General features: G+C 69.5%; 13 protein-coding genes. 6 read left to right on the plus strand and 7 right to left on the minus strand.

Annotated features, from left to right (window positions below; translation table 11 throughout):
• Window positions 1–21: 21 nt before the first annotated feature.
• Window positions 22–294 (minus strand): GNAT family N-acetyltransferase, encoded by a 273-nt coding sequence (locus AX685_RS10855; protein ID WP_066488514.1) that lies wholly within the window; start codon window positions 292–294, stop codon window positions 22–24.
• Window positions 294–464, minus strand: a complete 171-nt coding sequence (locus AX685_RS21610) for a hypothetical protein (protein ID WP_156445768.1) — start codon at window positions 462–464, stop codon at window positions 294–296. Before AX685_RS21610 ends, AX685_RS10855 begins: the two co-directional genes overlap by 1 nt.
• 164 nt (window positions 465–628) lie before the next feature.
• Here AX685_RS21610 and recQ point away from each other — a divergent pair, with 164 nt between their 5' ends.
• From recQ to AX685_RS10880, 5 genes are all read left to right on the plus strand, one after another.
• On the plus strand, window positions 629–2407 hold the full coding sequence (gene recQ, locus AX685_RS10860) for a DNA helicase RecQ (RefSeq protein WP_066488542.1): 1779 nt from the start codon (window positions 629–631) through the stop codon (window positions 2405–2407).
• A gap of 29 nt (window positions 2408–2436) precedes the next feature.
• Complete coding sequence (locus tag AX685_RS10865) at window positions 2437–2868, plus strand: TIGR01244 family sulfur transferase (protein WP_066488545.1); 432 nt, start codon at window positions 2437–2439, stop codon at window positions 2866–2868.
• Between the two features lie 10 nt (window positions 2869–2878).
• Window positions 2879–3268 carry a hypothetical protein gene (locus tag AX685_RS10870; protein ID WP_156445769.1) on the plus strand — a complete coding sequence of 130 codons (390 nt, stop codon included), beginning with the start codon at window positions 2879–2881 and terminating at the stop codon, window positions 3266–3268.
• Window positions 3269–3366: 98 nt separating this feature from the next.
• Window positions 3367–5643, plus strand: a complete 2277-nt coding sequence (locus tag AX685_RS10875) for an NADP-dependent malic enzyme (RefSeq protein ID WP_066488524.1) — start codon at window positions 3367–3369, stop codon at window positions 5641–5643.
• Window positions 5644–5696: 53 nt separating this feature from the next.
• Complete coding sequence (locus AX685_RS10880; protein ID WP_269450483.1) at window positions 5697–6296, plus strand: UPF0149 family protein; 600 nt, start codon at window positions 5697–5699, stop codon at window positions 6294–6296.
• 10 nt (window positions 6297–6306) lie between these two features.
• Here the strand turns inward: AX685_RS10880 and queA are convergent, their stop codons facing one another.
• The 5 genes from queA to AX685_RS10905 form a co-directional block, all read right to left on the minus strand.
• On the minus strand, window positions 6307–7332 hold the full coding sequence (gene queA / locus AX685_RS10885) for a tRNA preQ1(34) S-adenosylmethionine ribosyltransferase-isomerase QueA (RefSeq protein ID WP_066488528.1): 1026 nt from the start codon (window positions 7330–7332) through the stop codon (window positions 6307–6309).
• Between the two features lie 14 nt (window positions 7333–7346).
• Window positions 7347–8033 carry a peptidylprolyl isomerase gene (locus AX685_RS10890; RefSeq protein WP_066488530.1) on the minus strand — a complete coding sequence of 229 codons (687 nt, stop codon included), beginning with the start codon at window positions 8031–8033 and terminating at the stop codon, window positions 7347–7349.
• A 105-nt stretch (window positions 8034–8138) separates the two neighbouring features.
• The gene (gene coaD, locus AX685_RS10895) at window positions 8139–8651 is read right to left on the minus strand and encodes a pantetheine-phosphate adenylyltransferase (RefSeq protein ID WP_066488533.1); all 513 of its coding nucleotides are present in this window, start codon (window positions 8649–8651) and stop codon (window positions 8139–8141) included.
• Between the two features lie 61 nt (window positions 8652–8712).
• Complete coding sequence (locus AX685_RS10900; protein WP_066488535.1) at window positions 8713–9621, minus strand: polyprenyl synthetase family protein; 909 nt, start codon at window positions 9619–9621, stop codon at window positions 8713–8715.
• Window positions 9618–9857, minus strand: coding sequence for an exodeoxyribonuclease VII small subunit (locus AX685_RS10905; protein ID WP_066488537.1), 240 nt, complete (start codon window positions 9855–9857; stop codon window positions 9618–9620). Before AX685_RS10905 ends, AX685_RS10900 begins: the two co-directional genes overlap by 4 nt.
• A 102-nt stretch (window positions 9858–9959) precedes the next feature.
• Between AX685_RS10905 and AX685_RS10910 the strand changes: the two genes are divergently transcribed.
• Window positions 9960–11318 (plus strand): NAD-dependent succinate-semialdehyde dehydrogenase, encoded by a 1359-nt coding sequence (locus AX685_RS10910; RefSeq protein ID WP_066488538.1) that lies wholly within the window; start codon window positions 9960–9962, stop codon window positions 11316–11318.
• Window positions 11319–11342 lie beyond the last annotated feature (24 nt).

Consider the following 11342-nt stretch of genomic DNA (forward strand, 5'->3'; position numbering starts at 1 on the left):
TCGCCGGAACGCAAACCAAACCTACGCCAGCAGATCCTGAACCTCGGGATGCTTGTCGATATAGGCACGCACGAAGCGGCATTGCGGCACCACCTTCAGCCCGCGGTCGCGGGCGCTGTCCAGCGCGCTGCGGATCAGCTTCGATGCCACGCCCCGCCCCTCGATCGCGGCGGGCACCAAGGTGTGGGTGAAGACGATCGTATCGCCCTCCAGCTGATAGGCGGCGACGGCGCGGTGGCCGTCAACGGTGATCTCGAATTCCTGTTCGGAACGGTTGTCGTGCACCTGGGTCATCAGTTCGGTCCTGCCTCGGCCGGCACCGGCGCGTCCACCCCCTTGGCCGCGGGGGCGGCGACCATCGGCGCGACCGCGTTCGCGCCATCGCCCTCCACCCGGCGTTCGCACGCCGACAGGGCGGCCGCAGCGCCGAAGGTGAACAGGGCCAGATTGGGACGCGGGGACATGCGTTGCTCCTGACGGGAATATGAAGCGCCCTACGCGCCGCGCGCCCGTGCGTTCCACCCCCCCTCCCCGCCATCTCATCGGCGACGTCATCGGCGACGTCATCGGCGACGTCATCGGCGACGGCGGTTGTCCCCCGGCGCTCCCCGCCCTAGATGACGCCGCGATGGCCGCCATCAGCGATCCCGTCGCCGCGCTTCACCGCATCTTCGGCTTCCCCGCGTTTCGCGGCGTGCAGGAGCAGGTGGTCGCGCGCGTGCTCGCCGGGCAGCGGACGCTGGCGGTGATGCCGACAGGCGCGGGCAAGTCGCTATGCTACCAGCTGCCCTCCGCGATGTTGGAGGGCACGTGCGTCGTCGTCAGCCCGCTGATCGCGCTGATGCACGACCAGTTACGCGCGGCGCAGGCGGTGGGGTTGCGCGCCGCGACGCTGACCAGCGTGGACGAGAATCGCGCCGAGACGCGCGGGCGCTTCCTCGACGGCGATCTGGATCTGCTCTACGTCGCGCCCGAACGCGCCTCTACCGGCGACTTCCGCGAGTTGCTGGACCGCGGGCGCATCGCGCTGTTCGCGATCGACGAGGCGCATTGCGTCAGCGAATGGGGGCATGATTTCCGCCCCGATTATCGCCTGCTCCGCCCGCTGCTGGACCAGTTCCCGGACGTCCCCCGGCTGGCACTGACCGCCACCGCCGACGAACATACCCGTGCCGACGTCCTCGAACAGCTCGGCATCCCGCATGACGGGATGATCGTCGCCGGATTCGACCGGCCGAACATCCGCTATACGATCACCGCGCGCGACAATACGCCGCGCCAGATCGCGGACCTGATCGCACGCACCCCCGGCCCCGGCATCGTCTATGTCCAGTCGCGCGCCGGAACCGAGAAGATGGCCGAATCGCTCGCGCGTACCGGCCGCCCGGTGCGCGTCTATCACGCCGGACTCGACGCATCGGTGCGCGCCGCCAACCAGGCCGCCTTCGTCGAATCCGAGGATATGGTGATCTGCGCCACGATCGCGTTCGGCATGGGGATCGACAAGCCCGACGTCCGCTTCGTCGCGCACGCCGGCCTGCCCAAGTCGATCGAGGCCTATTACCAGGAAACCGGCCGCGCGGGGCGCGACGGCGACCCGGCGGTCGCGCATCTGTTCTGGGGCGCGGAGGATTTTGCGCGCGCGCGCCAGCGGATCGCCGAGGTGGAACCCGCGCGCCAGCCGGGAGAGCGAGCGCGGCTGACGTCGCTGGGCGCGCTGGTCGAGACCGCGGGGTGCCGCCGCGCGATCCTGCTGCGCCATTTCGGCGAGCATCCGTCCGAAACCTGCGGCAATTGCGACAATTGCCTGAACCCGCCCGCCGCGATCGACGCGACGCAGGTGGCGCAGAAATATCTGTCGGCGGTGTTCCGCACCGGGCAGATGTTCGGGGCGGGCTATATCGAGCAGGTGCTGACCGGCCAGTCGACCGAGCGCAGCCTGATGAACGGGCATGAGGCGCTGTCGGTATGGAACATCGTCACCGCGGAGGAGCTGCGGCTGCTCAAGCCGGTGGCGCGCGCGCTGCTGCTGAAGGACGCGCTGCGCACCAATCCGCACGGTGGTCTGGAATTCGGCCCTGCCGCGCGGGCGCTGCTGAAGGGCGAGGCGACGCTGCCGCTGGTCGAGCCGCCCAAGCGCGAGCGGCGGCGGCGCGGCGCGGGCGGCGGTGCGGATGCCAATCCGGTCGACGATCCGCTGTTCGAGGCGTTGCGCGCCTGCCGCCGCGATCTGGCGAAGGAACAGGGCGTGCCGCCCTATGTCATCTTCCATGATTCGGTGCTGCGCGACATGGCGGCGATGCGCCCCGCCACGCCCGCTGCGCTGGGCCGGATTACCGGCGTGGGACAGCGTAAGCTGGACGCCTACGGCGATGCCTTCCTGAAAGTGATCGCCGACCACTCGTAATGTCGATTCGGCTGGTTTACGGTCGCCGCATGCTCCGAACCATCGACCCCATGATCGCGGTCGCGCCGCAAATCCGTCCTGACGACCTCCCCGCCATCGCTGCGGCGGGTTATGTCGCGATCGTCAACAACCGCCCCGACGGGGAGGAAGCGGGCCAGCCGGACGGCGACGCGATCCGCGCCGCGGCCGAGGCCGCCGGGCTGTCGTACACCGCGATCCCCGTGACGCACGCGGGCTTCTCCTTTCCGCAGGTACAGGCGATGATCGCCGCGCTGGAGGATGCGGGGGGGCCGGTGCTCGCCTACTGTCGCTCGGGGACGCGCTCGTGCAACCTGTGGGCGCTGGCCGGCGCCGGGCTGGGCGAGGATCCCGACACGCTGACCGCCAAGGCGGCCGGCGCGGGCTATGACATTTCCGGCCTGCGCCCGCTGATGGACGCAGTGGCGCAGCGGCAGGGCTGAGGGCGCGACGATGGGGCTTGCGGCGTTGCTGGGGATCGGTCGACCCGATCGCATGATGCGCACGATCGACGAGGCGCTGGACGCCGCGCTGGACGCGCTGCCGGGGACGCAGGCGGTCGATGCGGTAATCTCCGCCGATGGACGCGCCGCACTGGTGCTGCTGTCGGACGCGCGGATCGCGCTGGTGCACACCCGCGGGCGACGGGTGTCGGGGCGGGAGGTCGCGTGGCCGATGCTGCGCCAGACCTATGACGGGATCGTCGTCGAAACCGGCGACCGGCGTTTCGGCGATGTGGCGTTGGTCGGCGTCACCGCGCTCGACATCCGCCGGCTGGGGCAGGCGCCGATGGCGCCGGCGATCGCCGAAATGGTCGCGATGGACGAACTGGCCGACGCCTGACGGCGGAGGGTCGCCGGACCGCGAGAATTTGTTGCCTGATCGTATCGGCTTGCATCCCGACCGTTCCCATTTCCCGCCGCTTTCCCTAAGGGCAGGACATGACCGACGAGCGCACCGCCACCGAGGACCGCAACATCCAGTTTTCCGAGCGCGAGGCGCTGCTGTTCCATTCGGAAGGGCGCCCGGGCAAGATCGAGATCGTCGCGTCCAAACCGATGGCGACGCAGCGCGATCTGGCGCTCGCCTACTCGCCCGGCGTCGCCGTGCCGGTACGCGCGATCGCCGACGATCCGGCGACCGCCTATGACTATACGGCCAAGGGCAATCTCGTCGCGGTCATCTCTAACGGCACCGCGATCCTAGGCATGGGCAATCTGGGCGCGCTCGCCTCCAAGCCGGTGATGGAGGGCAAGGCGGTCCTGTTCAAGCGGTTTGCCGACGTCGATTCGATCGACCTGGAGGTCGCGACCGAGGATGTCGACGCCTTCGTCAACGCGGTCGCGCTGCTGGAACCGAGCTTCGGGGGTATCAACCTTGAGGATATCAAGGCGCCCGAATGTTTCATCATCGAGCAGACGCTGCGCGAGCGGATGAACATCCCGGTCTTCCACGACGACCAGCACGGCACCGCGATCATCTGCGCCGCCGGGCTCATCAATGCCTGTTTGCTGACGGGGCGCAAGCTGGAGGACGTGAAGGTCGTCGTGAACGGTGCCGGCGCGGCGGCGATCGCCTGCACCGAACTCATCAAGGCGATGGGCGTGCGTCACGACAACGTCCTGATCTGCGATCGCACCGGCGTGATCTACCAGGGCCGCGACGGCGTGAACCAGTGGCAGTCCGCGCATGCCGCCGGCACCGACCGCCGCACCCTGACCGAGGCGCTGAACGGCGCCGACGTGTTCCTGGGCCTGTCCGCCGCCGGCGCGCTCAAGCCGGAAATGGTCAAGGACATGGCGCCCGCGCCGATCATTTTCGCGATGGCCAACCCGGAACCGGAAATCCGCCCCGAACTGGCGAAGGCCGCGCGCCCCGACGCGATCGTCGCCACCGGCCGCTCGGACTATCCAAACCAGGTCAATAACGTGCTGGGCTTCCCGTTCATCTTCCGCGGTGCGCTGGACGTGCGCGCCACGGGGATCAACGATGCGATGAAGATCGCCGCCGCCAATGCGATCGCCGAACTGGCGCGTGAGCGCGTGCCTGAAGAGGTCGCCGCCGCCTATGGCGTCCGGCATTCGTTCGGCCCCGAATATATCATCCCCGCGCCCTTCGATCCGCGGCTGATGGAACTGGTGTCGATCGCGGTGGCGAAGGCGGCGATGGATTCGGGTGTCGCGACCAAGCCGATCCTCGACATGGCCGCCTATCGCGATGCGCTGCGCGCGCGGCTCAATCCGACCACCGCGGTCCTCAGCCTCGCCTATGAAGGCGCCAAGGCGCACCCCAAGCGTGTGCTGTTCGCGGAGGGCGAGGAAGAAGTGGTGCTGCGCGCCGCGATCGCCTTCAAGGAAGGCGGCTATGGCACGCCGGTGCTGGTCGGGCGCGACGACGTGTACGACCGGCTGCGCGAACTCGGAATCGCCAATCCGGAAGAATACGAACTGCACAATAGCCGCGTGTCGCCACTGGTGCCGCGGATGGTCGATTTCCTCTACGCCCGCCTCCAGCGCCGCGGATTCCTGCGCCGCGAGGTCGAGCGGATGATCAACCAGGACCGTAACATCTTCGGCTCCGTCCTGCTCCAGCTGGGCGAGGCCGATGCGATGATCACCGGCGTCACCCGCCCCTGGGCGCAGTCGATGCGCGAGGTGCGGCGCGTGATCGATCCGGTGCCCGGCCGCACCGCCTTCGGCATCCATGTGATGGTCGGCCAGTCGCACACTGTGTTCATCGCCGACACCACCGTCAACGAACGCCCGACGGCGGAGGAACTGGCCGACATCGCGGAACAGACCGCCGCGGTCGCGCGCCGCATGGGCCACGAACCGCGCGTCGCCTTCCTCAGCTACTCCACCTTCGGCAATCCGTCGGGCCAGTGGCTGGACAACATCCGCGAGGCGGTGACCGCGCTCGACAAGCGGCAGGTCGGCTTCGAATATGAGGGCGAAATGGCGCCCGACGTCGCGCTCAACCCGCGCCAGCTGGCGAACTACCCGTTCGCGCGCCTGTCGGGACCGGCCAATGTGCTGGTGATGCCGGGCCTGCAATCGGCCAATATCTCCGCCAAGCTGCTGCGCGAGCTGGGCGGGGACCAGATGATCGGCCCGATGCTGGTCGGCATGGAAAAGCCGGTGCAGATCGCTGCGATGACCGCGACCGCCAGCGAACTGGTGACGCTGGCGGTGCTCGCGGCCGGTGGGATCGCACGCTGATCGCCGGCCCTGTCGGCGCGGGCGGCGCGAACGATCGCGCCGCACTGGAGGAACTGCTGCTCCGGCTCGACGACGACGGCGTCATGCTGTTGCCGGAGCTGGACGGCTTCCTCACCGGCATCGCGCTCAGCCCCGATCCCGTCCCCACCGCGCGCTGGATGCCGCGCGTGTGGAGCGGCGAGCCGCCGATGGATGACCCCGCGCAGCGTGCCCGCGCCGTCGCGCTGGTGACGCGCCACTACCAGGACGTGTGGCTGGCGGTGCAGGAACCCGGCGCCGTCTCCCCGATCCTCGATCATGACGAGCGGACCGGGGAGACATTGTGGGAGACGTGGATCGCCGGTTTCGATCTCGCCATGACATTGGCGCCCGACGGCTGGAACCGCCTGCGCCGGGCCACCGACCCGGCCGCGGTCGCGGCCTTCGCCGGGTTCAGCCGACTGATCGGTCATGCCGCCGATCCGGGCGAGCTGACCGACGGCGATTATCAGGCTCTGGACGCGGAAGTTCCCGCGATGATCCCCGTTTGGGCTGACGCGATCGCGCAATGGCGCGACGAAAGCGATGCGCGCCGCACCACTGCAAAGCCGGGCCGCAACGATCCCTGCCCGTGCGGGTCGGGCCGCAAACACAAGAAATGCTGCGCCGCCTGACCGGGCGCGATCAGGGCAGCAGCAGCGATGCGTCGCCGTAGCTGTAGAAGCGATATCCCTGCGCGATCGCATGCGCATAGGCTGCCTGCATCGTCTCCAAACCCATCAATGCCGAGACCAGCATGAACAGCGTCGAGCGCGGCAAATGGAAATTGGTCATCAGCCCGTCGATGCCGCGGAAGCGGTAACCGGGCGTGATGAAGATCGCGGTGTCGCCCTCGAACGGGCGGATCACGCTGTCCTCGCCCGCGGCGCTCTCGATCAACCGTAGCGAGGTGGTGCCCACTGCGATCACGCGCCCGCCGGCGGCACGCACCGCGTTGAGGCGGTCGGCGGTGGCGGGGTCGATCCGCCCCCATTCGGCATGCATCCGGTGGTCGGCGGTATCGTCCGCCTTGACCGGCAGGAACGTCCCCGCGCCGACGTGCAGCGTCAGCGTCGCATGCTCGATCCCCGCCGCCGCCAGCGCCGCCATCAGCTCCGGCGTGAAATGCAGCGCCGCGGTGGGCGCGGCCACCGCGCCGGGTTCGCTCGCGAACATCGTCTGGTAATCGTCGGCGTCACGCGCGTCGGTGGCGCGCTTGCCCGCAATATAGGGGGGCAGCGGCATCCGACCGGCACGCTCCAGCAGCAGCTCGACCGGCTCGTCGCCCGCGAACTCCAGCGCCCAGCTGCCATCGTCCGCCCGGTCGCGCGCCGCCGCCGCGACCCCGGCGCCGAAATCGATCACGTCGCCGTCACGCAGCCGCCGCGCGTTGCGCACGAACGCGCGCCAGCGCCGCGGGCCTTCACGCTTGTGCAGCGTCGCACCGATCCGCGCCTCGCCGCGCGTCCCCTCCAGCTGCGCCGGGATCACGCGCGTGTCGTTGAACACCAGCAGATCGCCGCGCCGCAGCTGCGCGGGCAGGTCGCGCACGATGCGGTCAGCCAGCGCGTCGGGCGTCAGCACCAGCATCCGCGCGGCATCGCGCGGCGCGGCGGGGCGCAGCGCGATCCGCTCGGGCGGCAGCGCGAAATCGAACAGGTCGACCAGCATCGTCGTCGCGCGCCTCAGCGCGGGCGGGTGCTGGCCCGGACCGGCGGCTTGGCCTTCTTCGGCGTCGTGCCCGGCAGCGTCGGCAGCGTCGCGGGTGCGGTGATCGCGGGCGGCGGCGGGGCGTAGGCGGGGGGATTGTCACTGGCGATATAGGCGTGGAGCACCCGCGACGGATTCGCCGGCGGCTCGCCCCGTTCGATCGCGTCGACATAGGGCATGCCGGTCAGCACGCGGCCGAACACCGTATATTTCCGGTCGAGCTGGAAGCGCGGCTGGAAGACGATGTAGAACTGGCTGTTCGCGCTGTCCTCCTTCTCCGACCGCGCCGCGGCGACCGCGCCGCGCACATGCGGGAGCGAGTTGAACTCGGCCGGCAGGTCGGGCAGCTGGCTGCCGCCGGTGCCGTCGCCGCGCGGATCGCCGCCCTGCGCCATGAAACCGTCGATGACGCGATGGAACACCAGCCCGTCATAGAAATGCTGGCGGGTCAGCGTCTTCACCCGCTCGACCATCTTGGGTGCGACGTCGGGGCGCAGGAGTATCTCCACCCGCCCGCCGGTGGACAGGTCCAGCACCCAGATGTTGCTCTTGTCGGTGATCGCGGGCGGGGCTACCGGCGCCACGGCGGCGGTGGTCTGCGCAATGGCGGGAAGAGTGACGAACGCGGCCACAAGGGCGGCGAGGATAGCGAACGGACGCATCGTGACTTTCGTTCGAGAAGCGGGAACCCGCGCGGTCCTAAAGCAAAAGCCGGCTTGCGCCAAACTGAATGGATGGCGCCCGCGCTCGGTCTAAGGGGGCGGCGGTCAGCTGCCGCGTCGGCCGATCTTATCGACGCGCGCTACGACATCGCGGCACACGTCGGGGCTGACGAACTTGGCGATATCGCCGCCGAACATCGCGATCTCCTTCACCAGCTTCGACGCGATCGGCTGCAACCCCACGTCGGCCATCAGGAAGACCGTCTCGATCCGGTCGTTCAGCTGCTGGTTCATACCCGCCATCTGATATTCGTATTCGAAGTCGGCGACCGCGCGCAGCCCTCGCACGATCATGCTCGCCCCCTCGCGCTCGGCGAAGTTCATCAGCAGCGCGTCGAAACTGACGACATGGATTTCCCCGCCGATCGCCTCCACCTCGCGGCGGACCATCGCCATGCGTTCGTCGAGCGAGAACATCGGCGACTTGCTGGGGTTGGTGGTCACCCCGATCACCAGCCGGTCGACCAGCTTCGCGCCGCGCCGGATGATGTCCATGTGACCCAAAGTGATCGGGTCGAAGGTGCCGGGGTAGACGCCGATGCGGGGGGATGCGGTCATGATGCTCGTCACCAGCAGGAGGGGATGGGTCGGCGTGCCGCACGTGCGACGGCCGCGTCGGTCACCGGTCGCGCTCCACGACGTAGCGGGCGATCGCGCGCAGGAGGTCGGCTTCGGTGCCATAGGAGCGCAGATGGTCGATCGCCTGGTCGACCAGCAGCCGCGACTGCTGGCGCGCGCGCTCGATCCCCAGCAACGAGACGAACGTCTCCTTGCCCTGTTCGCCGTCCTTACGCAGTTTCTTGCCCGCCAGCTTCTCGTCGCCCTCGACGTCCATCAGGTCGTCGACGATCTGGAACGCCAACCCCAGGTCGTGGGCATAGCCGCGCAGGTGGACGCGCCCCTCGGGCACCACGCGACCCAGGATCGCGCCCGCCTCCACCGCCGCGCCGATCAGCGCGCCGGTCTTCATCTGCTGCAGCCGGGTGACGGTGCCCAGGTCGAAGTGCGCGCCGTCGGCGGCCAGGTCCATCGCCTGCCCCCCGGCCATGCCCGACGGGCCGGAGGCGCGCGCCAGATCGGCGATCAGTTCGGCACGGACGAACGGATCGGCATGGGTCGCCGGATCGGCCAGCACCTCGAACGCCAGCGCGTGGAGGCAATCGCCCGCCAGGATCGCGGTCGCCTCGTCGAACACCTTGTGCACCGTCGGCTTGCCGTGACGCAGGTCGTCGTCGTCCATCGCAGGCAGGTCGTCATGGATCAGAGAATAGACGTGGATCGCCTCCAGCGCGGTCGCCACGCGGCCCGCGGCATCGCGCGACACCTCGAACAGCCGCGCCGTGGCGAACACCAGCAACGGGCGCAACCGCTTGCCCCCGCCGATCGTCGCATGGCGCATCGCGCGGTACAGCGGCGCGCGCGGATCGTCGGGCACCTTCAGCAACGCGTCGAAGCGGCGATCCATTTCGGCCGCGACTTCCTTCAGCGCGGCGTGCAGCGCCGGGTTGGCGGTGGTAACGACGGTCATCCGGCGGCGAACGGCTGCGTGCCGGCGGGCTTGCCGTCGGCGCCCAGGCGGATCGCCTCGATCCGCGCCTGCGCCGCGTCCAGCCGGTCGGCGCACCGCTGGCGCAGCGCGCTGCCGCGCTCGTACAGGCGGATCGCCTCTTCCAGCGGAGTATCGCCGGATTCCAGCCGCCCCACGATCTCCTCGAGTTCGCGCAAGCCCGCTTCGAACGACAGCGTCTCGATGTCCTGCTCCATCGCCCCGCTATGCGACGGGGCCGCCCCGGGGGTCAAGAACGGCGGCGCGAAACTGTTGCCGTCTCGCTGAACCTCGCACGGCGTGATACGTTGACCGCCACCATGTTCCAGAGCATCGACCCCGCGACCGGCACGCCCGGCGCCACCTTCGCCGAACTGACCACCGACGAGCTGGAGGCGCGCATCGCCCGCGCGCACGATGCCTATCGCCAGTGGCGGCGCGTCCCCCTGACCGAGCGCGCCGCGCTGCTCGAACGGATCGCCGAACGGTTCGAGGCGGACAAGCGCCGCCTGGCGGAAATCGCCACGCGCGAAATGGGCAAGACGCTCGCCTCCGCGATCGCCGAGGTCGAGAAATGCGCCGCGGGCTTCCGCCATTATGCGCAGAATGGCCCGGCGATGCTGGAGCCGGTGACGATCCAGACCGCCGCCGGCCCGGCCACCACCCATTACCTGCCGCAGGGGCCGGTGCTGGCGGTGATGCCGTGGAATTTCCCGTACTGGCAGGTGGTGCGCTTCGTCGCACCCACATTGCTGGCGGGCAATGTCGGGCTGCTCAAGCATGCCTCGCTGACGCAAGGGTGCGCCGCCGCGATCGAGGAGGCGATCATCGCCGCCGGCGCGCCCGCGGGCGTGTTCCAGAACCTGCCGATCCGCGCCGACAAGGTCGATGCGCTGATCGCCGACCCGCGCATCGTCGCGGTGACGCTGACCGGCAGCGAGGGGGCGGGGATGAAGGTCGCCGAATCGGCTGGCCGTGCGCTCAAGAAGGTGGTGCTGGAACTGGGCGGCTCGGACCCGTTCATCGTCATGCCGTCCGCCGACCTCGACCAGGCCGCACAGGTTGCGGCAAAGGCGCGGGTGCAGAACACGGGCCAGTCGTGCATCTGCGCCAAGCGGATGATCGTCCACGCCGACGTGTACGACGCCTTCCTCGACCGCTTCTGCGCGGCAATGCGCGCGGTCACCACCGGCGACCCGATGGACCCCGCCACCGACATGGGGCCGCTGTCCAGCATCGAGCAGCGCGACACCGTGCTGGACCAGATCGAGCAGCTGAAGGCCGCAGGCGGGCGCCTGCTGCTGGGCGGCGAGGCGCTGCCGGGGCGCGGCGCGTTCATGTCCGCCGGGGTCGTCGTCGACGTCCCCGTCGACCACCCGGTCGCGCAGGAAGAGGTGTTCGGCCCGATCGCCATGGTGTTCCGCGCCGACGACATCGACGCCGCGATCGCGCTGGCCAACGACGTGCCGTTCGGGCTGGGATCGTCGGTATGGACCAACGACACCGACGAACAGGCACGCTTCGTCCGCGATATCGAAGCGGGGATGACGGCGGTGAACCGGATGCTCGCTTCTTCGCCGGAGGCGCCGTTCGGCGGGGTGAAACGGTCGGGTCACGGGCGGGAGCTCGGTCCCTACGGCCTCCACGAATTCATGAACCTGAAAACCGTGTTCGGCTGATCCCGGCGGCGGGCGGTCAGCCGC

Origin of the sequence: Sphingomonas sp. CCH9-F2 (assembly GCF_001556735.1) — a bacterium.
Classification (GTDB): Bacteria; Pseudomonadota; Alphaproteobacteria; order Sphingomonadales; family Sphingomonadaceae; genus Sphingomonas; species Sphingomonas ginsenosidimutans.